At 66.8% G+C, this 26,575-nt stretch carries 24 protein-coding genes; 11 read left to right on the top strand and 13 right to left on the bottom strand.

From position 1 onward, the window contains the following. Nucleotides 1-81 precede the first annotated feature (81 nt). Genes lepB through ACZ1H8_RS11125 form a run of 3 tightly spaced genes read right to left on the bottom strand, consistent with a single transcriptional unit; the run spans nucleotide 82 to nucleotide 1,931 of the window. The gene (lepB, locus tag ACZ1H8_RS11135) at nucleotides 82-954 is read right to left on the bottom strand and encodes a signal peptidase I (RefSeq protein WP_465177264.1); all 873 of its coding nucleotides are present in this window, start codon (nucleotides 952-954) and stop codon (nucleotides 82-84) included. Nucleotides 955-958: 4 nt separating this feature from the next. Further along, on the bottom strand, nucleotides 959-1,315 hold the full coding sequence (locus ACZ1H8_RS11130; protein ID WP_346246114.1) for a GntR family transcriptional regulator: 357 nt from the start codon (nucleotides 1,313-1,315) through the stop codon (nucleotides 959-961). Nucleotides 1,316-1,346: 31 nt separating this feature from the next. Next, nucleotides 1,347-1,931 carry a nitroreductase family protein gene (locus ACZ1H8_RS11125; RefSeq protein WP_465177263.1) on the bottom strand — a complete coding sequence of 195 codons (585 nt, stop codon included), beginning with the start codon at nucleotides 1,929-1,931 and terminating at the stop codon, nucleotides 1,347-1,349. A 135-nt stretch (nucleotides 1,932-2,066) separates the two neighbouring features. Between ACZ1H8_RS11125 and ACZ1H8_RS11120 the strand changes: the two genes are divergently transcribed. After that, nucleotides 2,067-3,869: a peptide MFS transporter gene (locus ACZ1H8_RS11120; protein ID WP_465177262.1), complete on the top strand. Its 1,803-nt coding sequence runs from the start codon at nucleotides 2,067-2,069 to the stop codon at nucleotides 3,867-3,869. Nucleotides 3,870-4,294: 425 nt separating this feature from the next. Here ACZ1H8_RS11120 and ACZ1H8_RS11115 read toward each other — a convergent pair whose 3' ends face one another. Further along, entirely contained in the window at nucleotides 4,295-6,334 is a 2,040-nt protein-coding gene (locus ACZ1H8_RS11115) for a M13 family metallopeptidase (RefSeq protein WP_465177261.1), read from the bottom strand. A gap of 287 nt (nucleotides 6,335-6,621) precedes the next feature. Continuing rightward, nucleotides 6,622-8,559 (bottom strand): acetate--CoA ligase, encoded by a 1,938-nt coding sequence (acs, locus tag ACZ1H8_RS11110; RefSeq protein WP_465177260.1) that lies wholly within the window; start codon nucleotides 8,557-8,559, stop codon nucleotides 6,622-6,624. Between the two features lie 179 nt (nucleotides 8,560-8,738). Here acs and ACZ1H8_RS11105 point away from each other — a divergent pair, with 179 nt between their 5' ends. From ACZ1H8_RS11105 to ACZ1H8_RS11090, 4 genes are read left to right on the top strand one after another with little or no spacing between them, the layout of a single operon-like run. Next, complete coding sequence (locus tag ACZ1H8_RS11105; RefSeq protein ID WP_465177259.1) at nucleotides 8,739-10,169, top strand: efflux transporter outer membrane subunit; 1,431 nt, start codon at nucleotides 8,739-8,741, stop codon at nucleotides 10,167-10,169. Continuing rightward, nucleotides 10,162-11,598, top strand: coding sequence for an efflux RND transporter periplasmic adaptor subunit (locus ACZ1H8_RS11100; protein WP_465177258.1), 1,437 nt, complete (start codon nucleotides 10,162-10,164; stop codon nucleotides 11,596-11,598). The genes ACZ1H8_RS11105 and ACZ1H8_RS11100 overlap by 8 nt, the downstream gene beginning before the upstream one ends. Continuing rightward, a complete protein-coding gene (locus ACZ1H8_RS11095) occupies nucleotides 11,591-12,307 on the top strand; it encodes an ABC transporter ATP-binding protein (RefSeq protein WP_465177257.1) in 717 nt (238 codons plus the stop codon). The genes ACZ1H8_RS11100 and ACZ1H8_RS11095 overlap by 8 nt, the downstream gene beginning before the upstream one ends. Further along, a complete protein-coding gene (locus tag ACZ1H8_RS11090) occupies nucleotides 12,307-13,515 on the top strand; it encodes an ABC transporter permease (RefSeq protein ID WP_465177256.1) in 1,209 nt (402 codons plus the stop codon). Before ACZ1H8_RS11095 ends, ACZ1H8_RS11090 begins: the two co-directional genes overlap by 1 nt. A gap of 1 nt (nucleotide 13,516) precedes the next feature. Here ACZ1H8_RS11090 and ACZ1H8_RS11085 read toward each other — a convergent pair whose 3' ends face one another. Continuing rightward, on the bottom strand, nucleotides 13,517-14,179 hold the full coding sequence (locus tag ACZ1H8_RS11085) for a nucleotidyltransferase family protein (protein ID WP_465177255.1): 663 nt from the start codon (nucleotides 14,177-14,179) through the stop codon (nucleotides 13,517-13,519). After that, nucleotides 14,172-15,074, bottom strand: coding sequence for an XdhC family protein (locus tag ACZ1H8_RS11080; protein ID WP_465177254.1), 903 nt, complete (start codon nucleotides 15,072-15,074; stop codon nucleotides 14,172-14,174). The genes ACZ1H8_RS11085 and ACZ1H8_RS11080 overlap by 8 nt, the downstream gene beginning before the upstream one ends. 124 nt (nucleotides 15,075-15,198) lie before the next feature. On the opposite strand from ACZ1H8_RS11080, the gene ACZ1H8_RS11075 reads away from it, so the two are divergent. Both ACZ1H8_RS11075 and ACZ1H8_RS11070 read left to right on the top strand, forming a co-directional pair. Next, nucleotides 15,199-16,212, top strand: a complete 1,014-nt coding sequence (locus tag ACZ1H8_RS11075; protein ID WP_465177253.1) for a glycerophosphodiester phosphodiesterase — start codon at nucleotides 15,199-15,201, stop codon at nucleotides 16,210-16,212. 9 nt (nucleotides 16,213-16,221) lie between these two features. Then, the gene (locus ACZ1H8_RS11070; RefSeq protein ID WP_465177252.1) at nucleotides 16,222-16,518 is read left to right on the top strand and encodes a hypothetical protein; all 297 of its coding nucleotides are present in this window, start codon (nucleotides 16,222-16,224) and stop codon (nucleotides 16,516-16,518) included. Here ACZ1H8_RS11070 and ACZ1H8_RS11065 read toward each other — a convergent pair. Continuing rightward, a complete protein-coding gene (locus ACZ1H8_RS11065) occupies nucleotides 16,509-17,258 on the bottom strand; it encodes an esterase/lipase family protein (protein WP_465177251.1) in 750 nt (249 codons plus the stop codon). The genes ACZ1H8_RS11070 and ACZ1H8_RS11065 overlap by 10 nt on opposite strands. Before the next feature lie 110 nt (nucleotides 17,259-17,368). Here ACZ1H8_RS11065 and phhA point away from each other — a divergent pair, with 110 nt between their 5' ends. Then, nucleotides 17,369-18,235: a phenylalanine 4-monooxygenase gene (gene phhA / locus ACZ1H8_RS11060; RefSeq protein WP_465177250.1), complete on the top strand. Its 867-nt coding sequence runs from the start codon at nucleotides 17,369-17,371 to the stop codon at nucleotides 18,233-18,235. Between the two features lie 108 nt (nucleotides 18,236-18,343). Here the strand turns inward: phhA and ACZ1H8_RS11055 are convergent, their stop codons facing one another. From ACZ1H8_RS11055 to ACZ1H8_RS11035, 5 genes are read right to left on the bottom strand one after another with little or no spacing between them, the layout of a single operon-like run. After that, nucleotides 18,344-19,321: a 50S ribosomal protein L11 methyltransferase gene (locus ACZ1H8_RS11055; RefSeq protein ID WP_465177249.1), complete on the bottom strand. Its 978-nt coding sequence runs from the start codon at nucleotides 19,319-19,321 to the stop codon at nucleotides 18,344-18,346. Next, nucleotides 19,321-20,040 (bottom strand): hypothetical protein, encoded by a 720-nt coding sequence (locus ACZ1H8_RS11050; protein WP_465177248.1) that lies wholly within the window; start codon nucleotides 20,038-20,040, stop codon nucleotides 19,321-19,323. Before ACZ1H8_RS11050 ends, ACZ1H8_RS11055 begins: the two co-directional genes overlap by 1 nt. Further along, on the bottom strand, nucleotides 20,030-20,734 hold the full coding sequence (locus ACZ1H8_RS11045) for an SDR family NAD(P)-dependent oxidoreductase (protein WP_465177247.1): 705 nt from the start codon (nucleotides 20,732-20,734) through the stop codon (nucleotides 20,030-20,032). Before ACZ1H8_RS11045 ends, ACZ1H8_RS11050 begins: the two co-directional genes overlap by 11 nt. Nucleotides 20,735-20,758: 24 nt before the next feature. Further along, a complete protein-coding gene (locus tag ACZ1H8_RS11040; protein WP_465177246.1) occupies nucleotides 20,759-22,099 on the bottom strand; it encodes a methyl-accepting chemotaxis protein in 1,341 nt (446 codons plus the stop codon). A gap of 18 nt (nucleotides 22,100-22,117) precedes the next feature. Then, complete coding sequence (locus tag ACZ1H8_RS11035) at nucleotides 22,118-23,482, bottom strand: methyl-accepting chemotaxis protein (RefSeq protein ID WP_465181383.1); 1,365 nt, start codon at nucleotides 23,480-23,482, stop codon at nucleotides 22,118-22,120. A gap of 179 nt (nucleotides 23,483-23,661) precedes the next feature. Here ACZ1H8_RS11035 and sdhC point away from each other — a divergent pair, with 179 nt between their 5' ends. From sdhC to sdhA, 3 genes are read left to right on the top strand one after another with little or no spacing between them, the layout of a single operon-like run. Continuing rightward, entirely contained in the window at nucleotides 23,662-24,081 is a 420-nt protein-coding gene (sdhC, locus tag ACZ1H8_RS11030) for a succinate dehydrogenase, cytochrome b556 subunit (RefSeq protein ID WP_110152593.1), read from the top strand. Then, nucleotides 24,078-24,464 carry a succinate dehydrogenase, hydrophobic membrane anchor protein gene (gene sdhD, locus ACZ1H8_RS11025; RefSeq protein ID WP_110152592.1) on the top strand — a complete coding sequence of 129 codons (387 nt, stop codon included), beginning with the start codon at nucleotides 24,078-24,080 and terminating at the stop codon, nucleotides 24,462-24,464. The genes sdhC and sdhD overlap by 4 nt, the downstream gene beginning before the upstream one ends. Further along, nucleotides 24,464-26,266, top strand: coding sequence for a succinate dehydrogenase flavoprotein subunit (gene sdhA, locus ACZ1H8_RS11020; protein ID WP_465177245.1), 1,803 nt, complete (start codon nucleotides 24,464-24,466; stop codon nucleotides 26,264-26,266). The genes sdhD and sdhA overlap by 1 nt, the downstream gene beginning before the upstream one ends. The last annotated feature ends 309 nt before the right edge of the window (nucleotides 26,267-26,575 follow it).

The following is a 26,575-nucleotide window of genomic DNA, read 5'->3' as shown; positions in this document are numbered from 1 at the left end:
CGCCTTATCTTTGAAATACCGCAGGTACATCGTGACCGAACTGGTGCGAATGTCGATTTCGTCCAACCTCACGTCAGCACCTCAATCCTGCGTCGGCCGCAGACTTACGCCGGAGCGACCGCTGCGCAGGGTGGACACCCAGCTGATCGGGTTCAGCAGCGAGGCACTGCCATCATAGCTGTGGGTGATGAACTCGGCCCGCCCGCCCAGGCTTTCGACCGGCACCGGGCCGCCCAGCCCGCCGCGTGACAGCGGGAAGCGGCTGTCGGCCGACTCGTCGCGATTGTCGCCCATCAGGAACACATGGCCCGCCGGAACCGTCACCGGCGCATACATGTCCGCCACGCTGAAGAAGCCCCCGGGCAGGTCGCCGTCGCCCAGGTCGATCGTGTCGTAGCTGGCGCCACCCGGCAGCGTCTCGCGATAGGTCGGCAGGCGGCACACCGCGGTCCCGTCCGCCGCGACCGTCCGGAACGACTCCAGCCGGCCGTCGCACGGCAGGTTGGCATCGACCGGCAGGTCGAGCATGCGCTTCGGCCCGCGCGGTACCGGCTTGCCGTTCAGGTACAGGATGCTGTGACGTACCTCGACCGTGTCGCCGGGCAGGCCGATCACGCGCTTGATCAGATCGGCACCGTCGCTCAGCCGGGCGACGGTGACGATATCGCCGCGCTTCGGCATGCCGGGGAACAGCCGGCCCGGGATCGGCGTGGCGCCATGGATCGAGGGCGAGGCATAGGACCAGCCATAGGGATATTTGCTCACCACCAGCCGGTCGCCGGTGCGCAGCGTCGGCATCATCGAGCTGGAGGGGATGTAGAAGGGCTTGGCGGCGACGGTCTGGAAGGTGAACACCCCGACCACCAGCAGCACGACGAACCGGATCGTCGAGGCCCAGGAGTCGCCGGACGCCTTGTCCGGCGCAGTCGATGCGGGCTGCACCGCGTCGCTCATCGCCTCAGGCCAGTTCGCGGTCCAGCAGTTCCTCGACGCTCAGGCCGAGCAGCGCGATGTGATCGCGCACGCGCGGCCAGTAGCCGGTCAGGAACCGCTCGCGTTCGGCAACGCGCAACCGCTCGACCGCACCCGGCAGGATGAACATCCCCACGCCGCGGCGCACCTCGACATAATCCTCGTCCTGAAACGTCTGATAGGCCTTGGCCACGGTCAGCGGGTTGGCACCATGTTCGGCGGCCAGCGCGCGGACCGACGGCAGCTGGTCGCCGGCGCGATATTCGCCCCGCAGGATCGCCGCTGCGATCGTCGCGCGGAGCTTCAGATAAACCGGGCTATCGTCATGATCGAGCGCTGTCATGCCTCGATAATACACCGATTCGGATCGAGGTCTAGTCCCGCGGCGACCACACCCGTCCGATTTCGGACAGCACCGGTCGCGGCCGCTCCTCCAGCGGCCGCGAGGGCGTGCCGATGAACACGAACCCGGCGATCTTCTGCGGCGCCGCGCCGAACAGGTCGCGCACCGCATCCGAATAGGCGGCCCAGCCGGTCAGCCAGCCGCCTGCGAACCCCATGGCATGCGCGGCGTGGAGCAGGTTCATGCACGCCGCACCCGCCGACAGCTCCTGTTCCCATGCCGGCACCTTGTGCCCGACGACCGGCGCGGACAGCACCACGACCAGTGCGGGCGCCTGGGTCGCGAACTGATGCGCCGCCTCCACGTCGCGCGGGCCGCAGCCGTCCTTTTCCGCCATCAAGATCTCGCCGAGACTGGTCGCCAGTGTCTCGCGCGCCTCGGGCGGGACGATCACGAACCGCCAGGGAAACAGCTTGCCGTGATCGGGCGTCCGCCCGGCGATGGCGACCATCTCGTGCAGCTGGTCCAGAGTCGGCCCCGGCTCGGCCAGGTCGCGCGGCTTGCCCGAGCGGCGGGTGCGAAGCAGATCGAGCGGCGTGGTGCGGTCGTTGAACATGCCGCGACGTCTAGGCGGTGACCTGTGGCACGCCAATCCCCTAGCTTTACAGCCGGCGCTTTCCGTCTAGTCTCCGCCGCCATTCGCCGGCCACGAGCGCCGGGACAGAGCGTTTATCAAAGGGCAATTCACTGCATGGTCGACACGCCAACAGCCGACAATCCGGCGGAACCGGATATCAGCCACATCAATCCTGCAAAGGAGAATACCTGGTTCGGCCATCCACGCCAGCTGGCGCGACTGTTCACCACCGAAATGTGGGAACGCTTCGGCTATTACGGGATGCGCGCACTGCTGACGCTGTATCTCGCCAATTATTTCCTGTTCGACGATCGTACCACCAATGGCCTGTATGGCGGCTTCACCGCGCTGGTCTACCTCACCCCGCTGATCGGCGGCCTGCTCGCGGACCGCTATCTGGGCGCCAAGCGCTCGGTGAAGTTCGGCGCGATCATCATGTCGCTGGGCTATCTGACGCTCAGCATCGGTGCCGGCCTGGGCCAGGAAGCCAAGCCGTTCGCGACGATGGATGGCCAGCGCTATGAAGTGGTCGTCGACAAGGCGAGCGCCGACAAGCAGCAATATATCGTCGACGGCAATGGCAGCCGGCTGGCGATCAAGGGCCAGCAGGACGGCACGATCCAGCTGACAGCCCCGGACGGCACCGTATCGCGGACCCTGGAAAAGGGCGGCCTCGCTTTCAGCGCAGACCGGTCTTGGGTCTTCACGATGATCCTGCTGGCCGGTCTGTCGATGGTCACGATGGGCAATGGCTTCTTCAAGCCGAACATCTCCACCATGGTCGGCGAACTCTACGAACCCGGTGATCGACGCCGCGACAGCGGCTTCACCATCTTCTACATGGGCATCAACCTGGGCTCGCTCTTCTCCCAGCTGCTCTGCCCGTTCCTTCAGGAATATGTCGGCTGGTGGGCAGGCTTCGGCCTTGCCGCGATCGGCATGCTGGCGTCCTGGGCGCTGATCCAGTTCGATGGCGGTCGTCTGCGCGGCTATGGCGAGCCGCCGCGCGATGCGCCCAACCGCTCGATGGTCATCTATATCGGCGCGCTGGTTTCGATCCCGGTCATCCTGTTCCTGTTCAACAACCTGATGAACGCAGCCCCGCCCGCCGAGGGCGCTGGCTTCATCGGCTATCTCGCGTCGCTCCCGATCATGGGCAAGCTGCTGTTCGGCACCTTCCTGCTCGGCGTGCCGGCGATCCTGATCTGGTCGGCCCGCGTCGGCACGAAGGTCGAGATGCAGATGATGTTCGCTGCCATGGTGCTGATCGTGTTCAACGTCGTCTTCTGGACGCTGTTCGAACAGGCGGGGTCGTCGCTGACCCTGTTCGCCGATCGCAACACCGACCTGTCGGTATTCGGCCTTTTCACCATCTCCGCCGGGCAGACCCAGTTCTTCAACGCCTTCTTCATCGTGCTCTTCGCGCCGATCCTGTCGGTGCTGTGGACCGCACTGGCGCGGCGCGGGCTGGAGCCGAGCATCCCGATCAAGTTCGCGATCGCGCTTGCCGGGGTCGGCCTCGGCTTCCTGTTCCTGGTCTGGGGCTCGCAATTCGCCGGTCCCGATTTCAAGGTCGGGATCTGGTGGCTCGCCGGCCTGTACCTGATTCACTCGCTCGCCGAGCTGTGCATCTCGCCGGTCGGCCTCAGCATGATCACCAAGCTGTCGATCGCCAGGATCGTCGGCCTGATGATGGGCGTCTGGTTCCTCTCGATCAGCTGCGCACAATATGTCGCCGGCGTCGTCGCCCAGTTCGCCAGCGTCGAGACGGTGGGTGGCCAGGTGACGAACCTGCAGGTCAGCCTGAACAGCTATATCAGCGTGTTCTGGACGATCGGCTGGGCCGCGATCGTGTGCGGCGGCGTCCTGTTCCTGCTGAGCTGGCCGCTCAAGCACTGGATGAACGGTGTCAAGTAAGCGCCCTTACCGGCATGAAAAGGTGGTCCTGTCACACGGCAGGGCCGCCTTTTTCCATGATGGCTTGAAGGTTGGAAATCCGCGAAGACGCAGGGCTGCCCAGTCTCCGCCTCCGCACGAACCAATCTGCGCCTACACAAGTCTCTTAATTCGTCGCCCCGGCCGAAGTGCCGGGCCCCACACCTCCTCCCTCCCGGACGATCGGATAGGAGCCAACGCCGCCTGAAAGCGCGTTCCGACGCGACGTTGCGAGCCACCCTCGGCTCTGGGATGTGCCGCCCGGTGGATGCCGGCACTTCGGCCGGCATGACGGGATTAGCGGGCACGTCTCGGGCGACACCAGCCGATGGTACGCATCCACAAACGCAAAGCCCCGGCGCGGACCATTCCGCACCGGGGCTCTCGACCTCAAACCATCCGGCGACTTACCAGATGCGGACGCGCTGTTCCGGCGGCAGGTACAGCTTGTCGCCGGGCTTCACGTTGAACGCGGTGTACCAGGCGTCGACATTGCGGACGATGCCATTCACCCGGTACTTGGCCGGGCTGTGCGGGTCGGTCAGCAGCTGCTGGCGCTGTGCACCCTCGCGCGCCTTGGACTGCCAGGCCTGGGCATAGGAAAGGAAGAAGCGCTGGTCGCCGGTCAGGCCGTTGATGACCTTCGCCTTGCCGTGCTTCGCCTGATAGCGCTGATAGGCGCCATAGGCCGCCTCGACGCCGCCCAGATCGCCGATATTCTCGCCCATCGTCAGCGCGCCCTGGATCCTGGTGCCCGGGATCGGCTCATAGCTGTCGAACTGCGCGCCAAGCGCCGCGGTCTGCTTCTTGAAGGCAGCCTGCGACGTCTCGGTCCACCAATTCTCGAACTTGCCGGTCGGGCCGAACTGGCTGCCCTGGTCGTCGAACCCGTGGCCCATTTCATGGCCGATTATCGCGCCGATCGCGCCATAGTTCACCGCCGGATCCGCATTCGGATCGAAATAGGGCGGCTGCAGGATCGCGGCCGGGAAGGTGATCTGGTTGGCCAGCGGATTGTAATAGGCGTTCACTTCCTGCGGGTTCATCTCCCACAAGCTGCGGTCGACCGGCTTGGGGAAGCGCGACAGCTGAAGCTGATGCTGGAATTCGCCGGCACGCATCATGTTGCCGAGCAGGTCGTTCCGATCGACCTTCAGCGAACCATAATCGATATAGCTGTTCGGGTGGCCGATCCGCGGCTCGAACGCGGCGAGCTTCTTCAGCGCCGCCTGGCGGGTCGGCTCGTCCATCCACGACGCCTTGCTGATCCGGTCCTGGTAGGCGCCGCGCAGATTCTCGATCAGCTCGGTCATCTGGGTCTGGGCCGCCGGCGGGAAGTGCCGTGCGACATAGATCTCGCCCACTGCCTCGCCCATCGCGCCATTGATCAGCTGTACGCCGCGCTTCCAGCGCTCGCGCTGCGTCTTGGTGCCCGACAGCGTCTGCGAATAGAAGCCGAAGCGCGCCTGGTCGAACGCTTTGGGCAGATAGGCGGCATTGTCGCTGATGAAGTGGAAGGCGAGATAGTCCTTCCAGGTCTGCACCGGCGTGGCGGTGAAGATCTTGCCCGACGCGGTCAGCGCGGTGTTGTTTGCCATCAGCACGGTGCGCGACCCGTCGAGGCCCGCGGTCTTGAGCATCAGCGGCCAGTCGAAATCGGGCGCCTTTGCGGTCAGGCCGGCAACCGTCTGCGGATCGTTGAGCGCCTTGATGTCGCGGCTCTGTGCCGGGGTCCAATGAACCTTGGCGAGCGACGTCTCGAGCGCGAAGATCGCATCGGCCTTGGCCGAGGCGTCGGCGATGCCGCCCAGCTCGAGCATCTTCTGGATATAGGCGCGGTACGCCTTGCGGATGCCGTCATACTTCTCGCCCTCGAGAAGATAATAGTCGCTGGCCATGCCCAGCCCGCCCTGTCCGGCAATCGCGGTGTAGCGCGTCGGATCGGCGAGATCGGGGATGACCCCCAGGCCGACCGGCGAGCTGTAGCCGGTGGTGGCGAACAGGGTCTGCAGCGCAGTCTTGTCGTTGGCGGCGTCGATGCGCGCGAGATAGGGCTTCAGCGGCGCGGTGCCGCGCGCCTCGATCCCGGCCTCGTCCATCCAGCTGGCATAGAAATCGCCCAGCTGCTTGCCCTTGGCGCCGAACTGCGCCGGGTTCTTCGCCATGTCGTCCAGGATCTTGCGGACATTGACCTCGGCCTCTTCGACCAGGACCCAGCCATAGCCGGTCGACGCGCGATCGTCGGGAATCGCGGTGCGCTTGTCCCAGCCGCCGTTCACATAGGCCCAGAAATCGTCGCCCGGCTTCACGCTCTTGTCGATGGTGGTCAGGTCGACGCCGAACGCGCCGTAGCGCGGGTCGCCGGCAACGACGTTCGTCAGCGCAGGCGCCGCAACCGCCAGCAGCGCAGCGCCGACCGACAGCCGCACCAAGGTCTTGATCTTCATACGAGAATTGTCCCCACTCTGGTGTATTAGCCGAGCATATCGGGTTGGGTTGCGCCGAGCAACGGGATTCGCTCGCGATTTGCCCCGCCCCTCTCCTCCCCAGGAGCCTGCGGCTCCGGGGGAGGGGGACCGCGCCCGTAGGGCGTGGTGGAGGGGGCTGAAACAGCTGTGGTGCCCCCCTCCACCATTCGCTGCGCGAATGGTCCCCCTCCCCAAATGCACAGCATCCGGGGGAGGAAAGCAGCGGCGTCAATAGGCAGCTCGTACGCGTTACCAGCGCGCCTCGCTCACCCCACCCGGTTCCTCACCAGATCATCGACCACCGACGGATCGGCCAACGTCGACGTGTCGCCCAGGCTGCCGACGTCATTCTCCGCGATCTTGCGCAGGATGCGGCGCATGATCTTGCCCGACCGCGTCTTGGGAAGGCCGGGCGCGAATTGTAGCGCGTCGGGTGTGGCGATTGGGCCGATTTCCTTGCGCACCCAGTTGCGCAGTTCCTGGCGCAGATCCTCGTCGGCGACGCAATTCGCGTTCAGCGTGACATAGGCATAGATGCCCTGCCCCTTGATGTCGTGCGGCATGCCGACGACCGCCGCCTCGGCCACCTTGGGGTGCAGCACCAGCGCGCTTTCGACCTCGGCGGTGCCCATGCGGTGGCCCGACACGTTGATCACGTCGTCGACCCGGCCGGTGATCCAGTAATAGCCGTCCTCGTCGCGGCGGCAGCCGTCGCCGGTGAAATATTTGCCGGGATAGGTGGTAAAATAGGTCTGGAAGAAGCGCTCATGATCGCCCCAGACGGTCCGCATCTGTCCCGGCCAGCTGCGCGCGATACACAGATTGCCCTCGGTCGGGCCAGTCAGCACCTTGCCTTCGGCGTCGACGATCTGCGGGTCCACCCCGGGCAGCGGACGCGTCGCGCTGCCCGGCTTGAGCGGCGTCGCACCGGGCAGCGGCGAGATCAGCATGCCGCCGGTCTCGGTCTGCCACCAGGTATCGACGATCGGGCAGCGCCCCTCGCCCACCACGTCATGATACCAGCGCCATGCCTCGGGATTGATCGGCTCGCCGACGCTGCCCAGCAGGCGGAGCGAGGCGCGCGAGGTTGCCGAGACATAGGAGTCCCCCTCGCGCATCAGCGATCGCAGCGCGGTCGGTGCGGTATAGAGGATCTCGACCTTGTGCCGATCGACCACCTGCCAGATTCGGCTGGCATCGGGCCAGTTGGGCACGCCCTCGAACATCAGCGTCGTCGCGCCGTTCGCCAGCGGGCCGTAGACGATATAGCTGTGCCCGGTGACCCAGCCGATATCGGCCGCGCACCAGTAGATTTCGCCCGGGCGGTAATCGAACACCAGCTCATGGGTGTAGCTGGCCCAGAGCAGATAGCCGGCGCTGCTGTGCAGCACGCCCTTGGGCTTGCCGGTCGAGCCCGAGGTATAGAGGATGAACAGCGGATCCTCCGCCGCCATCGGCTCGGCCGGGCAGTCGGCGGTCACGCCCGCCGCCGCCTCGTGATACCACAGGTCGCGGCCCTCGGTCATTTCGACCGTACCGCCGGTCGCCTGCACGACGATGACCGTCTCGAGACCCGGCGCATGCGCGGCCGCCACGTCGACATTGGCTTTCAACGGCACCTTCTTGCCGCCGCGTCGCCCCTCGTCGGCAGTGATGACGATGCTGCTGTCGCAATCGACGATCCGCCCGGCCAGCGCCTCGGGCGAGAAGCCGCCGAACACCACCGAATGCACTGCGCCGATCCGCGCACAGGCCAGCACCGCGAAGGCCGCCTCGGGGATCATCGGCATATAGACGGTGACGCGGTCGCCCTTCCGGACGCCCTGCGCCTTCAGGACATTGGCGAAGCGGCACACCTCGGCATGAAGCTCGCGATAGGTGTATCGGCGCGGCTCCTCCGACGGTTCGTCGGGTTCCCAGATGATGGCGACCTGATCGCCTCTGGCCGTCAAATGCCGGTCGATACAGTTGGCCGCGACGTTCAGCCTGCCGTCGGCGAACCAGTTGATGTGGAAATCGGCCTCGTCGAACGACCAGTCGCCTGCCAGTTCGGGGCGCTTGACCCAGTCCAGCCGCTTGGCCTGTTCCAGCCAGAAGCTGCCGGGATCGGCCAGCGAGCGGCCGTGGAGCTGCTCATATCCGTCCTCCGTCACGCGCGCGCGTCGCGCCCATGCCTCGGGGACGGGATAGACGCTCTCACTCATGCTCTTGCCTCCAGATCGGACCGGTCGGGAATTGCGGCCCTTCTGATCAAGCGGAGCGGCTGGTGCAAGCCACGGTTTCCGTTACGGTATCGCTCCGATCCTCATTTGTCTGGGACTTGCGACAAATTGCGACATAGTTTTTCTGGCGTCCCCGCCGGGGCGCGGCCATCTTGCCAGCCATGATCAACCGTCCGATCGCCCTGCTTCTGATGAGCGCGCTGCCCCTGGCCGCGTGCAGCGTCGGCCCGGAGTACCGGCCGAAGGGCGCGGCCGAGTTGGGCGTTCCCGATCGCTATTCGGTTCCCACTCCGGCGGGCGCCGAGCGAGAGGATCTGACCCGCTGGTGGAACCGGTTCAACGATCCGCTGCTGGCGCGCTATGTCGAACAGGGGCGCACCGCCAATCTCGATGTCGCGCTGGCGACCACGCGCCTGCGCCAGGCACGCGAGTCGCTGATCCAGTCCCGCGCACAATTGCTGCCCCAGCTGAGCGGGTCGGCCGGCTATTCGCGCAATCTCAACATCGCCGGACAGAGCTTCAACGTCGGCGGTCAGAATGATAGTTTCTCTGCCGGCGCCGATGCCAGCTATCAGGTCGATCTGTTCGGCGGCATCCGACGCGGCGTGCAAGCGTCGCAGGCCGATCTCGAGGCGACCGGATACAGCCTCGCCAACGTCCTGATCTCGGTCCAGGCCGAGATCGCGCGCAACTATGTCCTCGCGCGCCTCGCCCAGCTCCAGCTTGCCAATGCGCGCGCCAGCCTGGCGATCCAGGACGACAATCTCGAAATCGCCGGCTTCCGCGTGCAGGCCGGACTCGTCTCGTCGCTCGATGCCGAACAGGCGCGGGCTTCGCGTGCCCAGACCGCGGCGACGATCCCGACGATCGAGGCCAGCTATAATGGCTTCGTCTCGCGCTTGGGCGTCCTTCTCGGCCAGGCGCCCGGCGCGCTGAAGGCGGAGATGGAGGCGGTCAAGCCGATTCCAAAAGGGCCGGAAAGCGTCGCCACCGGCATCCCGGCCGAGACGATCCGCCAGCGGCCCGACGTCCGCGCCGCCGAGCGTGGCCTCGCATCCGCCACCGCGCGCATCGGAGTCGCCCAGGCGCAGCTCTATCCGGCGCTGTCGATCGGCGGCAGCCTGAGCTCGGGCGGGGGCGCGCTCCAGAATCTGTTCGATGTCATCAGCGGGCGGCTGTTCGCTGGCCTGACCCAGGTCATCTTCGACGGCGGGCGTTTGCGCAGCCAGGTCCGCGCCAACGAGGCGGCGGCCGAAGGCGCTTTCGTCACCTATCGACAGACGATCCTGACCAGTCTCGAGGATGTCGAGAATGCGATTGTCGCGCTCGACTCCGCCAAGCAACGGGTCCAGCAACTCACCATCGCGCTCGATGCCGCGAACAACAGTGCCATTCTGGCGCGATCGCAATATCGCACCGGCCTGACCGACTTCACCACGCTCAACACCACCGAGGCACAGCTCCTGTCCGCCCGCAACGGGTTGGCTCAGGCTCAGGCCGACCAGTCGACCGCTTTGATCCAGCTCTATCTGGCGCTGGGCGGCGGCTGGGACGCGACCTCCATTCCCGAACTGGGCAACGATAATGGCTGATCAGACTCTCGACGAATTCCTGGGCCAGCCCAAGACCCCGGCGTGGCGCCGCTATATGAAGTGGATCGTCGCGGCAGTGGCGCTTCTGTTGCTGGTCCTCCTGATCAGCCGGATATTCGGCGGCAGCGACAAGGTTCAATATGCGACACAGGAAGTTCAGCGCGGCAATCTCGCTGTAACCGTCTCGGCCACCGGCAAGCTGGCGCCGACCAACCAGGTCGATGTCGGTTCCGAACTGTCGGGCCTGGTCACCGCCGTCTATGTCGAGGTCAACGACCGCGTCACCAAGGGCCAGGCGCTCGCGGTGATCGACACCGCCCGGCTCGACGACGCGATCGCGCAGAGCCGCGCTGCGCTGGGCGCAGCACAGGCCACGGTCCAGCAGAACGAGGCAACCGTCGAGCAGTCACGCGCCAATCTCGCCCGCCTGCGCGAGGTCAGCCGATTGTCGGGCGGCCGCGTTCCCGCCAAGGTCGAGATGGACCAGGCCGAGGCCGACCTGGCCCGTGCGATCGCCAATCTCCGCGCGGCGCAGGCCAATGTCGTGTCGCAGCGCGCGCAGTTGTCGTCCAACCAGACGCAGCGCGACCGCGCCGTCATCCGCTCGCCGGTCAACGGCGTCGTGCTCGCCCGCCAGATCGACGCCGGCCAGACGGTCGCCGCCTCGTTCAACACGCCGACATTGTTCGTCATCGCCGAGGATCTGACGAACATGGAGCTTCAGGTCGCGATCGACGAAGCCGATGTCGGTGCGGTCAAGGACGGCCAGCCGGCGACCTTCACCGTCGACGCCTTCCCGGGCCAGACCTTCCCGGCGCGGATCACCCGCGTCGACCTGGGATCGAACCTGTCGGCCCAGTCCTCCACCTCGAGCAGCAGCACCAGCAGCACCTCGACCCAGTCGCAGGTCGTGTCCTATGCCGCGATCCTGAGCGTCGCCAACCCGGACCAGAAGCTGCGTCCCGGCATGACCGCGACCGCCGAGATCACGACCAAGGCGCGCGACAATGTCCTGCTGGTGCCCAATGCCGCGCTGCGCTTCACCCCAGCCGCCGCCGACAGTTCGGCCGGCAAGGCGAACGACAAGGGCATTGCCGGCGCGCTGGTCCCGAGCCGCCCGCGCCGCGGCGGTGGCGGTGCCGAGAAGAGTGCGACCCGCGGCCGTGGTGCCCAGCAGCAGGTCTATGTGCTGGGCGATGACGGCACGCCGCAGCCGGTCGCCGTCACCACCGGCGAGACCGATGGCAGCGTGACCGAAGTTACCGGCGGCGACCTGAAGCCCGGCATGAAGGTGATCACCGGCCAGATGGCCAGCGGCGAGGCCAGCAAGAGCCGCCAGGGCGGCGGCCAGCGCCGTCAGGGTGGCGGTGGCGGCAGCAGCGGCGGTGCCGGCGGCGGGCGTCAGGGTGGAGCACCCAGCGGTGGCTGATCCCGACCTGCCGCTGATCCGGCTGCGCGGCGTCACCAAGAGCTATGGCGAAGGTGCGACTGCCTTTCAGGCACTGAAGGGAGTCGATCTCGACATCCAGGCAGGAGATTTCGTCGCGGTGATGGGCCCCTCGGGGTCGGGCAAGTCGACGACGATGAACATCCTGGGCTGTCTCGACGTGCCTTCGGGCGGCGAGTTCATGTTCAAGGGCATCCATGTCGAGAGCTTGGGCCGCGACCAGCGCGCGCTGCTTCGCCGCAAATATCTTGGCTTCGTGTTCCAGGGCTTCAACCTGCTCGCCCGCACCAGCGCGCTCGAGAATGTCGAGCTTCCGCTGCTGTATCGCGGCGACGCCAAGCAGGCGCGTCGCGAGGCAGCGATGGCTGCGCTCGACAAGGTCGGGCTCAAGAAATGGTGGGACCACACCCCTGCCGAATTGTCGGGCGGACAGCAGCAGCGCGTCGCCATCGCCCGCGCGATCGTCACCCATCCCGACGTGCTGCTGGCGGACGAGCCGACCGGCAACCTCGATTCCGAACGGTCGGTGGAGATCATGGAACTGCTCACCGACCTGAACCGGAGCAGCAACATCACCGTGCTGATGGTCACTCACGAGCCCGAGATGGCGGCATTCGCCCGCACCATCATCCACTTCAAGGACGGGCTGGTCGAACGGATCGAACAGGGCATGGCCGGAGCGCACGCCTGATGTTCGGCACCACCTTCGTCCTCGCGGTCCGCTCGATCTCGCGACACAAGCTGCGCTCGTTCCTGACGACGCTGGGCATCATCATCGGCGTCGCCGCGGTGGTCACGATGGTGACGCTGGGCAAGGCGACCACGGCCGCGGTCCAGCAGTCGATCTCGGCGCTGGGCACCAACATCCTCCAGATCCGCCCGGGCCAGGGCTTCGGCCGCGGCGGCGGCGGGCCGCGCCCGCCCGATTTCGAGCAGAGCGACGTCGACGCGATCGCCGAACAGATCGAGGGCGTCACCGCAGTCGCGCCCCAGGCGCAGACGACCGCCACCGTCATCTATGAAGGCGCCAACTGGTCGACCACGATCAACGGCACGACCAACGCCTTTTTCCAGGTCCAGCCCTGGCCGCTGGTCGAGGGCCGCTACTGGACGCTTCCCGAGGAGCAGGCCGGCAAGGGCGTGTGCATCATCGGCAGCACGATCCGCACCAACCTGTTCCGCGGCGGCCGGGCCGAGGGCCACCGGCTGCGCGTCAACGGCATCTCGTGCGACGTGATCGGCGTGCTGTCGACCCGCGGCCAGGCGGGGTTTGGCGGCGACCAGGACGATGTGATCATCATGCCGATCAAGCAGGTCCAGCGCCGCTTCACCGGCAACCAGGACATCCGCCTGATGCTGGTCGGGACCGATCCCGCCTATGATAGCGACCAGGTCCAGAATTCGATCAGCGACCTGCTGCGCGAGCGGCGGCGGATCACCGGTGGCAAGCAGGACGACTTCAACATCTTCGACACCGCGCAGATCAGCGCGACGCTGACCGGCACGACGACCTTGCTGACCCAGATCGTCACTGCGGTCGCGGCGATCAGCCTGATCGTCGGCGGGATCGGGATCATGAACATCATGCTGGTGTCGGTGACCGAACGCACGCGCGAGATCGGCATCCGCCTGGCGATCGGCGCGGTTGCCAGCGAGGTGCTGATGCAGTTCCTGGTCGAGGCGGTGGTGCTGTCGATGCTGGGCGGGGTGATCGGCCTGCTGATCGGCCAGCTGGCGATCGCCGGCCTCTCCTATGCCGGTGGCCTGCCCTTCCTCTTCGACCCGCAGATCAACCTGATCGCCTTCATGATCTCGGCCGCGATCGGCGTGGTGTTCGGCTATTTCCCCGCGCGGCGCGCCGCCGGGCTCAACCCGATCGACGCGCTGCGTCACGAATAGGTCAGTCGCTGGAGGGGCTGGCGCCCGCGGCGCCGGCCAGGCCGGCGGGGTCGATCGGAAAGCGCGGCTCGACATGATCGGTCTTCAACCCGAACGTCTCGCGCAGCTTGCGCAGGTCGTCCTGGGTGTCGATGTCGATCAGCTCCGCGGGGCTGGTCACGACATGCTTGCCGCCGCGGATCAGGTCTCGCGCGCCCTGGTCGCCCTCAAGCGCCAGCAGTTCCGGGAACCTGCCCTTGCCGACCAGCGCGGGCGGCATCGGCTTCACCCCGTCACTGGATGCGACGACCGCATCGTCGCCATTGAACGCGTCGAACAGGCGATAGACATGACCGGCGGTGACGCGCGGCATGTCGGCCAGCGCGATCAGCACTGCCTGCGCGCCGCGCTCCTGCGCCCGCTTGACGCCGTGGCAGACCGACCGTGCCTGGCCCAGCGTGGGGTCGGGGTTCAGCACCACCTCATAGCCCAGCGCGCCGAAGTCGAGGACCGTGTCGGACACGATCGCGATCCGCGTCATGAAGGGGATCGTCTCGAGCGCGGTGACGACGTGATAGGCCAGCGGCTTGTCGAGGAACGGCTCGGCCAGCTTATCGACCGCGCCGAAGCGGTGCGAGTGGCCGGCAGCGAGCAACACGAGTGCGACCTGTTGCGGATCAATCATGAAAGCGCCTCACCATCGATGCCGCGATCGACAGGGCGATCTCGGCGGGGCCGATCGCGCCGATCGAGAGGCCGGCAGGCCCTTCGATGCGCGCGAGATCATCGTAGGAAATTTCCTGCGCCGCCAGCCGCTCCAGCCGCGCCGCATGGCTGCGCCGCGATCCCAGCGCGGCGATATATCCGGTCGGACGCGCCAGCGCCGCGATCAGCGCGGGGTCGTCGATCTTGATGTCATGGCTGAGCGTCACCAGCGCGGTCGCGCGGTCGGGCTTCAGGGCGGTCACGGCCTCGTCGGGCCAGCGGTCGTCGAGTGTCACGCCGGGAAAACGCTCGGGCGTCAAAAATCTCCCTCGCGGATCGATCACCACCGTCGAAATGCCCAGTTCGCGCGCCAGTCCGGCCAGCGACTGGGCAATCTGCACCGCGCCCACGATCAGCAGCCGGCGCGGCGGGTCGTACCGGTTGACGAACCCGCCGCCCGCCCCGCTGCGCCCGGTCGCGAGGTCGGTCGCCACCTCATAGGGCTCGCCAGCGGCGCGCGAGGCGACGATCGCATCGAACAGCTCGGGCGGAAAGCCCTCGGGCCCGACCGGCTGGACCAGCACCTCGATCGTCCCGCCACAGGGCAGCCCGACTTCCCAGGCCGAGGCATCGGCGACGCCATAGGATTTAACCACCGCGGGTGCGCCCGCGATGACCTCGGCCGCGGTCGCCAGGATATCGCTTTCGACACAGCCGCCCGAGACCGATCCCTCGAACCGGCCATCCTCGTGGACCAGCATGTGGCTGCCGCGCGGCCGCGGTGCCGATCCCCAGGTCGAGACCACCGTCGCCAGCGCCATGCGTCCGCCCCGCCAGGCCGATGCCGCGGCCAGCACGCCGTCATTGTCCGCCACGCCTCGCTCCTGTCATATCGCGCCTCTATCCGGCTGCTACAGGGAGGTGCCCCGGATGGCGAGACGATTGCTGTTCCCGATCTTATTGATGATGGCTAGTTGTACGACCGTACAGGATGTGACGATGCCCCAATCTGCCCCCGCCGCCAAAGAGCCCGGCGTCCTGCTGATCGCCCATCGCGGCGCCAGCGGCGAGCGTCCGGAGCACACGCTGCTGTCCTATCAGCTGGCGATCGATCAGGGCGCCGACGTGATCGAGCCCGATCTGGTGCCGACCAAGGACGGGCATCTGGTCGCGCGGCACGAGAACAACATCGCCGAGACGACCGACGTCGCGGCGCATCCCGAATTCGCCGACCGCAAGACGACGAAGACGATCGACGGCGCGACCATGACCGGCTGGTTCACCGAGGATTTCACCCTGACCGAACTGCGGACGCTACGCGCGAAGGAACGGCTGCCGCAGCTGCGCCCGGGCAACACCGCCTATGACGGCCAGGCGGCCATCCCGACGCTGGAGGAGATCATCGCGCTAGCGAAGGCGGCGAGCGCAAAGACCGGGCGGACGATCGGAATCTATCCCGAGACCAAGCATCCCAGCTATTTCGCCTCGATCGGCTTGCCGCTGGAAAAGCGGCTGGTCGATACGCTCCGCGCCGCCGGCTGGGACAGCGCCGACGCGCCGGTGTTCATCCAGTCGTTCGAGGTTGACAATCTGAAGGCAATGCATGCGATGACCCGCATCCGCCTGATCCAGCTGGTGGCGGGAAGCGGCGCGCCCGCCGACCATGCCGCGCCCAGCTATGCCGCGATGATGACGCCCGAAGGGCTGAAGGCGATCGCCACCTATGCCTATGGCATCGGCCCCGAGCGGACGATGATCCTGCCCGCGTCGGGCAAGGCGACATCGCTGGTCGCCGACGCCCACGCCGCGGGGCTGCGCGTCCATCCCTGGACCTTCCGCGCCGAGAATTTCTTCCTGCTGCCGGCCTGGCGCCGCGGCACCGATCCGGCGGCACATGGCGACCTGGCTGCCGAGATCCGGACATTCATCGACCTTGGTGTCGACGGATTCTTCACCGATTTCCCCGCGATCGGCTATGAAGCCCGGGAGACGGCCCGGCCGGCCGCGCGGTGAGGAAATGAGATGCGCCTGATCCTGTTGCCCCTGATTGGCGTCGCGGCGCTGACGACCGGCGGCTGCGTCGCCAAGACCGCGTTCGACGTCGTCACGCTGCCGGTAAAGGCAGGCGCCAAGGCGGTCGACCTGGCAACCACGAGCCAGAGCGAGGCCGATCGCAATTACGGCAAGAAGATGCGCAAGGCCGAGGAACGCGAACGGCGCGAGCGGCGCGAGCATGAGAAGAAGTGCCGCCGCGATCCCGATTGCGGTCCCTATACCGGGTTCGTCGCCCATCCGGAGGGCGGCAACCGTTATCGCTGATCGGGCGCCCGCCCCGCAAGCACATCGGCGATGGCGAGCAACGTCTCCGGCTTGAGCTGGACGCCCATATGGCTGGAATGAATCTCGATCGCGCGGCAACTGTCGTCGCGGCAGATCAGCCCGTTGACCAGCCCGTCGCTGCGGCTCCACAGCGCCGTCGACGGCAGCGGCAGCGGCATCGCCGCCTCGGCCAGCCGCGCCTTGACGGCCTCGTCGCCAATCTTCTCGCCGGTCAGCAGCTCGAAGGCCTTCCAGACGTTGGTCGCGGTCGGCGAACCCGCATAGGGCGCACTGATCGTAATCACCTCGCGCACCAGGTCGGGACGGCGGTGCGCGACGATCCGCGCCATGATCCCGCCCAGCGACACGCCGATCATCGTCACCGTCTCGCCGGTTTGATCGCGGATCGCCTCGACCCGCTCGATCAGCCGCTCGGCCTCCGGGCCGACCGCGCGAACGCCGAAATTGCGACCGAGCTCCCAGCCGAATACGTGGTAGTCGAGCTTCTCGAGAAAGCCGTGCATCACGATGTTCGAGCGGTCCGAGTTGAACAGACCCGGCAACAGCATGATCGGGCGACCGTCGCCGCGGGGTGCCGCCTTCAGCTGCTGCTGCGCCAGGATCAGCTCGGCGACGTTCCATGCGGCGCGCGCCGGCTCGGCCATCGCCGCCAGCGGGTGCGGTGCCCGGATCGCTTCACTGCCTTCCATACCCATCGCTTCACTCCGATCGATCCGCATGCACCTGTCCGACCTAACCTGTGTCAGCGCTTGGCCGATCGATTGGTTGCAACCGTCATCCGTCGTGCACCCGGTTTCGCCCGATCATTCGGCCATGCTATGCCCTCTTCATGGCTCAAGAAACGCACGTACTGGACCGTCCGCCCGAGGGGGCATCCGCCGACTGGTCGATCCCGCAGAACTGGGAGGCCTACACGCCCGAGGAACATGCCACGTGGGACACGCTGTTCGCCCGCCAGGCGAAGCTGCTGCCCGGTCGCGCGTCGAACGCCTATCTGAAGGGACTTGAGGCGCTGCGCCTGTCCGAATCGGGCATTCCCAATTTCGAGGAACTGTCCGAGCGGCTGATGAAGCTGACCGGGTGGCAGGTGATCGCGGTGCCGGGTCTGGTGCCCGACGACGTGTTCTTCGATCATATGGCCAATCGCCGCTTCGTCGCCGGCAACTTCATCCGCCGGCCCGACCAGCTCGACTATATCCAGGAGCCCGACGTCTTTCACGACGTGTTCGGCCATGTGCCGATGCTGGCCGATCCGGTGTTCGCCGACTATCTCGAAGCCTATGGCCGCGGCGGCAACCGCGCGCTGGAGCTGGGCGCGCTCAAGCATCTCGGCCGCCTCTACTGGTACACGGTCGAGTTCGGCCTGATCGCCGAGCCCGAGGGGCTGCGCATCTATGGATCGGGCATCGTGTCGAGCAGCGCAGAGAGCATCTTCGCGCTCGACGATCCCAGCCCAAACCGCATCGGCTTCGACCTGAAGCGGGTGATGCGCACCGATTACCGGATCGACGACTTCCAGCAGAATTACTTCGTCATCCCCAGTTTCGACGAGCTGCTGCGCGCGACGGTCGAGACCGACTTCGCTCCGCTCTATCACGAGATCATGGCGCAGCCCGACATCCCGATCGCCGAGATCCTGCCGGGCGACACGGTGATCACCCGCGGCACCCAGGCCTATGCGAGGTCGAAGGGCTGAGAGACCGTTTGAGAATACGCCTGTCGGCGTATTGCGGCGCCTTGAAAATCGCTCTTCCGCGATTTTTCAAATGGTCTCTGAGCGCGTCCCGGCCGCGGTCGGGACGGCTTACCAGCTGCCGAAGCCCGGCGCTTCGCCGACCCCGCCCGGCCCCGGGCGGGTGACGCGATCGGCGCCGTAGCGGCTGCGCTTGACCAGCCGCAGCGCCGGCCAGGCGCCATTGTCGATCCGGCCGGCGAGCCGCAGCCCCTGTCGCCGATAGGCGCGCGCGACGGTTTCGGCTTGATCCTGCAACAGTCCGGCCAGAACCAGCGTCCCGCCTTCTGCCAGCGCCATGCTGACCGTCGGCGCCAGTTCGACCAGCGGCCCGGCCAGGATGTTGGCGATGATCAGGTCATAGGGCGCCCGGCCGATCAGCAGCGGATGCTGCATCCCCGGCGCGACCGCGAGCGCGAGCTGGCCGATGCCGTCGCCCAACGCGACGCCGTTGAGCCGGGCATTCTCCTGCGTCACCTCGATCGAGCGCGGGTCGATGTCCGATGCGGTCGCATAGGCGCCCGGCCACAAGTGCATCGCGGCAAAGGCAAGCAGCCCGGTGCCGGTACCGAGATCGAGCAGGTTGCGGACGCGCTTGCCCGCGACCTTGAGTTCGTCGATCGTCCGCAGGCAACCGGCGGTCGTCTCGTGCGTGCCGGTGCCGAAGGCCAGCCCGGCGTCTATCCGGAACGCGCGTGCGCCGGGCGGCACCGTGCCGCGATTGCTCTCGGTATGGACATAGAAGCGACCGGCATGGACCGGCTCGATCCCCGACTGGCTCATCGTCACCCAGTCCTCGTCGCGCAGCTTCTCCAGCGCGGGGCGAACGCCGGCGCTGCTGGGCACCAGATTCTGGACCGCGGTGATCGCCGCACTGTTCGGCTTGCCGTCGAAATAGGCTTCCAGCTGCCAGCTGGACGGATCGTCGGGAATCGTCTCGCTGGTCAGCAGCACCGGCGCGGGATCGATGTCGAGCAACTCGGCGCCCTCGAAGTCGATCGCCTCGGCCTCGTCGCGGGTGCAGGGGAAGGTCAGTTTCCAGCTTGCCATCAGTCGATCGCCACTTGTTGCTGCGCGACGATCTTCAGATCGGGGATCTCGATCGCGCGATAATGAAGTTTGCGGCCCTGACGCATCAGCATGCCCATGCGCGTCGCGCTCTGCATCCAGACGCGATCGACCCCGTCGATCCCGCGCAGGAGCATCGCCTGGCGCCCGGTGCCGAGATCGCCGATCAGGACGTCGCGGGACTTGCCGTCGACCGCCTCGACCTCGATCACATAATAGGCAAGCGGCGGCCCGGGGGTCTCGGCAGGTTTGACCTCATAGCCGTCCGCATTCGTGTCTCCGCCACGCCCCGCCACCGCACGCAGATAGGTGCGTCCGACGATCCTGCGCCTGTTGTCGGGCAGCAGCTTGCGGCTGACCCCGTTCGTCGAATCGAGCAGGATGACGTTGCGCTCGTCCGCCTCCTTGCCGCCGGACGAGTAGGAACCGCGGTCGTAGGTCCGGGCATCGAACCGAGCGACGACGAGCTCGTCGAACCTGGTCCCCGGCAGGGGGTTGGTCTGGCTGATGCTGAAGATGTCGGCGGCGTCGGTGCCGGCCTGGATCGGAGCGGGTTCCGGCCGCCTGCCGCGATCCCAGAATGAAACCGACAGGGCGAGGAAGATCACCGCCGCTGCCGCCAGCAATCCAACCGCGGCGAAGCCCCAGATCACGATCCGCGAAAAGGCGCCCGACCCGGTCGGTGACGGATTACCGGACATAGCTTGCACCGTTCACGTCGAGGACTGCGCCGGTCATCGAGGCCGGCGCCTCCAGCGCGCAGAATTTCGCCATGGTCGCCACCTCGTCGGGCATCGCCACCCGGCCCAGCGGGATGTCGGCGAGCAGCTTGTCGCCGCCGCGGCTTTCCAGATAATCCTCGGCCATCCCGGTCATGGTGAAGCCGGGACAGATGGCGAAGGCCAGGATCTCCTGCGCGGCATAGCCGCGGGCGATCGACTTGGTCATGCCGACCATGCCCGCCTTGGACGCGGCATAATGCCAGTGCGCCGGGCTGTCACCGCGATAGGCGGCCCGGCTGGCGATGTTGACGATCCGGCCACCGCGCGCGCCCGCCTGCCAATGCTTCACCGCGAACCGGCACAATTGCGCCGAGGCGCTGAGATTGACCTGCATCGTGCGGTCCCAGGCATCGGCCCAGGAATCGTCGTCCAGGTCGATCGGCGCCGCCTCGAAGATGCCGGCATTGTTGACCAGCACATCGATCCGCCCGCCCAGCTGATCGAGCGCCGCGTCCCACAGCGCGCGCGGCGCGGCGGGATCGGTGAAGTCGGCGGCGATGCCCGAGCGGGTGCCCTGGCCGACGACGCGCGCGCCGGCGGCGCTCAGCGCATCGAGGATCGCGGCACCGATGCCGCGGCTGGATCCGGTGACGAGAATATGGGGAGCGGTCATCCGCCCCCACTAGCCGCTGTCGGATCAGGCCGCCACAGAGGAAGAGAAATTCTCGGCCGCGTCGCGAAGCTGATGGAGCCGATCATCGACCTGGGTCACGTCGCGCTGCAACTCGTCGATCTCGCTGGTGACCGACCGGCTGTCCTCGCGGATCGCGCCGATCGTCGCGGACATCGAATCCGCCGCCAGCGCGGTCTCGTCGACCGCGGCGGTGATCGCGGTCACCGTCTGCGCCTGGACCTCCATCGCGCTGCGGATTCGGTCGGCGCTCGCCTGGACCTCGCTGACCGTCTCGCGGATAGAGGCATTGGTTTCGACGGTCGATTTCGTTGCCGACTGGATCGCCGCGATCTTGGCGGCGATATCGTCGGTCGCGCGCGCCGTCTGGCTGGCCAGGCTTTTCACTTCCTGCGCCACGACCGCAAAGCCACGCCCGGCATCGCCCGCGCGCGCCGCCTCGATCGTCGCGTTCAGCGCCAGCAGGTTCGTCTGGCCGGCAATGTCGCGGATCAGGCCCAGGATCGACTCGATCGACTTGGCGTGATCCGACAGCATTTCCGACATGCCGACTGCCGCGCCGGCCTGGGCCGAAGCGCGGGTCGCGATGCCGGCGGCTGCCTCGACCTCGACCCGGGCATCCTCGATCGCGCGGATCAGGCCGGCGGCAGTATGCGCCGCCTCGCGCATCACGACCGCGGACTGTTCGGCGGCGGCAGCGACCTCGCTGGTCTTGCCCAGCATGCCGCGCGCCGAGGTCGAGGCGCCCTGCGCCTGGATGCGGATGCGGTTGCCGAGTTCGGCCGCGCCGCCGATCGTACCCGCAATCGCCTCGCGGAAATGGGTGCTGCGCTCACGCCGCTCGGTCCGGGCGACGTCCTGTTCCAGTTCGGAGGTTCGTGCGAACAGCAGGTCGGATTCGGCCAGCGCCAGCCGCTGGACCGCATCGCCCAGCATCACGACCTTCGCGGCATCACCGGCGAAATGCTCGGCGATCGCCTCGACCGTTGCCTGATGCGAACAGGACAGCGCCGCAAGCTGGGCCGAAAGCGAGATCCCCGAATTATAGGCTTTCTCGGCATGTTTGCAGGCCATGCGCATCCATTCGGGATCGAGCGGCCGGCTGAACTTGGTGCGGGCATAGCGCGCGCTCTTGGCAATCTGGCGTTCGCGCCGTTCTTCGGTGAACGCCTCGCGCATATGGGCGAAGGCGGGATCGGAGAAATAGCGGTTCCAGAACACCGTCGCGAGATGCTCGTATTTCCCCTCCAGCGCGGTCGCCACCTCGGCCGTTCCCGCCGCCAGCTGGCCGTCCCAGTCATAGCGCGCCAACAGTTCCGCCGAGACGTCCTTCACGCTGCGATTCATCACCCTCTCCCTCCCATGCTATGCCGCGACCTTGGCGATGAAATCGCCGGCGCTGGTCTTGAGCGTCCCCAGTTGCCCGTCGAGCGCGGCAAAGCCCTGGCCGACCCGGTCGATCTCGCTTGCGACCGTTTCGGTATCCTCGCGGATCGCGCCGATCGTCGCCGACATCGAATCGGCGGCAAGCGCGGTTTCGTCGACCGCGGCGGTGATTGCGGTCACGGTCTGCGCCTGGACCTCCATCGCGCCGCGGATGCGGTTGGCGCTATCCTGAACCTCGCTGACCGTATCGCGGATCGAGGCGTTGGTCTCGACGGTCGAGCGGGTGGCCGACTGGATCGCCGCGATCTTGGCGGCGATGTCGTCGGTCGCGCGCGCCGTCTGGCTGGCGAGGCTCTTCACCTCCTGCGCGACCACCGCAAAGCCGCGTCCTGCATCGCCGGCCCGCGCCGCCTCGATCGTCGCGTTCAGCGCCAGCAAATTGGTCTGGCCGGCAATGTCGCGGATCAGGCCCAGGATCGACTCGATCGACTTGGCATGATCGGACAGCATCTCGGACATGCCGACAGCGGCGCCGGCCTGGCTGGAGGCGCGATTGGCGATCTCGGCGGCGGCCTCCACCTCGCTGCGCGCATCCTCGATCGCGCGGATCAGGCCCGCGGCGGTCTGCGCCGCCTCGCGCATCGCGACCGCGGACTGTTCGGCGGCGGCGGCCACTTCGCTCGCCTTGCCCAGCATCCCGCGGGCCGAGGCCGAGGTGTGGACCGCCTGGACGCGCAACTGATCGCCTTCGCGCGAGGCGCGCTCGACGGTCGATCCGATCGAGTCGCGGAAATCGGTCGCCAGCCGGTCGCGCGCCACCTGGGCGCTGTGCTCGCGATGCATGTTGTAGAGCTCGACCATGATGTCGCCCTCCAGCGCCGACAGCCGCATCAGCGTATCGATCAGCTTGGGCAGGCGGGGATCGTCCGCCCCGACCCGGCGCATCAGCGCGTCGAGTGCCGCCCGGTCGCTGGCATTGATCATCGACAGCAGCGCCAGCGGGGGAACCTCGGCGGCATAGGCCGCGGCGACGGATCGCTCGATCGACTCGATCCAGGCGCGCCCGGCGGTATCGAGGAAACGATCGCGCAGGAACACGATGCCGACATCGATCATCTTCTGAGTTTCCTGCGGCGCCCAGGCGCGCTGGTCTGCGAAGCAGCGCAGCCATTGCTGCCAATAGGCCTCGCTGACCTGGCGCATCTCGGGTTCGAGTAGCTCCCAGGCCTCGCGCGCCGAGGCCATGAGCGAATTGTCGAAGTCGAAGATCGCGAGTCGCGCGCGCACATCGATTCGGGCGGCCAGCGTTCCCGGTGCGGGCAGGGAGGCGGTGTTCGCGGGCATGGTCACTGACGGCGTCCTCTTGGTTGCGGCGGTTGCGCCGCGATCGTGCCGCCCCTTGTCGCGCGAAAGGTTTAAGGGTCGGTTAGCCATCGGCACTCGTCCGGTCGTGACAGCGATGCGACTTGCATCATCGGCGAGCCGGACTAAGGGATGCCCCATTGACTCTTGGGGAGCCTGACTTGGCCAACGTCCGCAACAAGGAGCGTCCGCTCTCGCCGCACCTCGGCATCTGGAAATGGGGGCCGGGCATGCTGGTCTCGATCGTCCACCGCGCCACCGGCAGCGGCATGGCGACGGTCGGCGCCGCATTGCTGGTCTGGTGGCTGGTCGCGCTGGCATCGGGCGAGAAGGCCTATGCCCGCTTCGTCGACGTCTTCACCAGGGACTCGGGCCACCTGAACGTCGCCGGCTATGTCATCGGCATCGGCCTGACCTTCGCGCTGTTCCAGCACATGGCCAGCGGCGTGCGCCACTTCTTCCTCGACGTGGGCGCCAATTTCGAACTCAAGTCGAACAAGACCAGCGCGATGCTGACCTTCCTGTTCTCGGTCGTCGCCACCATCGGGTTCTGGTTCGTCATCCTGGAGAAGATGTCATGACCAGCGGCACCGCCATCGGCCGCGTCCGCGGCCTGGGGTCCTCGCACGAGGGCACGCATCACTGGCTGCACCAGCGGATCACCGCCGGATCGAACCTGGCGCTGATGCTGTGGTTCATGGTCAGCATCGCGCTGCTGCCGGGCTACAGCCTCGAGATCGCGCGCGACTGGATCGCCTCGACCTGGACCGCGGTGCCGCTGATCCTGCTGATCATCTCCGTCGTCTATCACTTCCGCCTGGGCCTCCAGGTTGTGATCGAGGATTATCAGAAGGGCGAAAGCCGGGTGATCCTGATGGTGCTGCTGAACTATTTCTCGGTCGCGGTCGCCACGACCGCCATCTTCGCGATCCTCAAGATCGCCTTCACTGCCGGGGCCGCATAATGCCTGCTGCTTACAAGATCATCGATCACACCTATGACGCCGTCGTCGTCGGCGCCGGCGGTTCGGGCCTGCGCGCCACCATGGGCATCGCCGAGAGCGGCCTGAAGACCGCCTGCATCACCAAGGTGTTCCCGACGCGCAGCCACACTGTCGCGGCACAGGGCGGCATCGCCGCCAGCCTGGGCAATATGGGTCCGGATCACTGGACCTGGCACATGTTCGACACGGTCAAGGGGTCCGACTGGCTCGGCGACCAGGACGCGATCGAATATATGGTGCGCGAGGCGCCGGCCGCAGTCTACGAGCTGGAACATGCCGGCGTGCCGTTCAGCCGCACCGAAGAAGGCAAGATCTATCAGCGGCCGTTCGGCGGCCATATGCAGAATATGGGCGCCGGCCCGCCCGTGCAGCGCACCTGCGCCGCGGCCGACCGCACTGGCCACGCCATGCTTCACGCGCTGTATCAGCAGAGCCTGAAGTATGACGCCGACTTCTATGTCGAATATTTCGCGCTCGACCTGATCATGGAGAATGGCGCGTGCCGCGGCGTGATCGCGCTGTGCATGGAAGACGGGTCGATCCACCGGTTCCGCAGCCATGCGGTGGTGCTCGCCACCGGCGGCGGCGGCCGCGTCTATCAGTCGGCGACCTCGGCGCACACCTGCACCGGCGACGGCAACGGCATGGCGCTGCGCGCCGGCCTGGCGCTGCAGGACATGGAATTCGTCCAGTTCCACCCGACCGGCATCTACGGTGCCGGCGTGCTGATCACCGAGGGCGCGCGCGGCGAAGGCGGCTATCTGACCAATTCCGAGGGCGAGCGCTTCATGGAGCGCTATGCGCCCAGCGCGAAGGACCTGGCCAGCCGCGACGTCGTCGCCCGTTCGATGGCGATGGAAATCCGCGAAGGCCGCGGCGTGGGCAAGGAGAAGGACCATATCTTCCTTCACCTGAACCATATCGATCCCGCGGTTCTGGCCGAGCGGCTGCCCGGCATCACCGAGACCGGCAAGATCTTCGCGGGCGTCGACCTGACCCGCCAGCCTTTGCCGGTGGTGCCCACGGTCCATTACAATATGGGCGGCATCCCGACCAACTATCATGGCGAAGTCGTCTTCCCGAAGGACGGCGATCCGGATGCGGTGGTCCCCGGCCTGTTCGCGGTCGGCGAGGCTGCCTGCGTTTCGGTGCACGGTGCCAATCGCCTGGGCTCCAACTCGCTGATCGACCTGGTGGTGTTCGGCCGCGCGACCGGCCTGCGCCTGAAGGAAACGCTGAAGCCCAACACGCCGCACAACCCGCTGCCGGCGAAGTCGGAGGAGTTCGCGCTCACCCGGCTCGACCATTTCCGCAACGCCAAGGGCGGAACCTCGACCGCGGCGATCCGCGCCGACATGCAGAAGACGATGCAGCGCCACTGCGCCGTGTTCCGCGACAGCGCGCTGCTGAGCGAAGGCGTCGGCCATATGGAGCAGGTCTACCAGGGCTTCCAGGATGTCGGCGTCACCGACCGCTCGCTGATCTGGAATACCGATCTGGTCGAGACGCTGGAGCTCGACAATCTGATCGGCCAGGCGCTGGTCACGATCAGGGGCGCCGAGAACCGCAAGGAAAGCCGCGGCGCGCACATGCACGAGGACTTCCCGGAGCGCGACGACGCGAACTGGATGAAGCACACCATCGCCACCTTCGAAGGCTGGGGCGGCAAGGGCGGCAAGACCGAACTCGGCTTCCGCCCGGTCCACGACTACACGCTGACCGACGACGTCGCGTATATCGAGCCGAAGAAGCGGGTGTACTGAGACGAGAGATACGGCCCGGAAGCTGACGCTTCCGGGCCGTCTTGTTTGGGGTGATTTCCGCGAGCTCACTCCCCTGGGAGCAGGGCAATCGCATTTGGAATTCCGCGCGAATCTACAAGGAAATCCGTGTTCCGGCGAAGGTCGGAACCCAGTCGGGAAAGCCTTTCGGCTCTCGCAAAATCTCGTGTGCACCGCAGCCAGGCTTCGGCCTTCGCCGGAGCACAGGCTGCTCAAGACCAGACGCAATTGCCCTGCCCTGGAAGGAAGGGAATCCGTGAGGGATGCGCCTCGGGCGCCCCTACACTGCTT

The organism is Sphingomonas sp. BL-S-25 (genome assembly GCF_055521555.1).
Note: the sequence above shows the minus strand (reverse complement) of the source record. Positions and strands in the feature narration are given on the sequence as shown.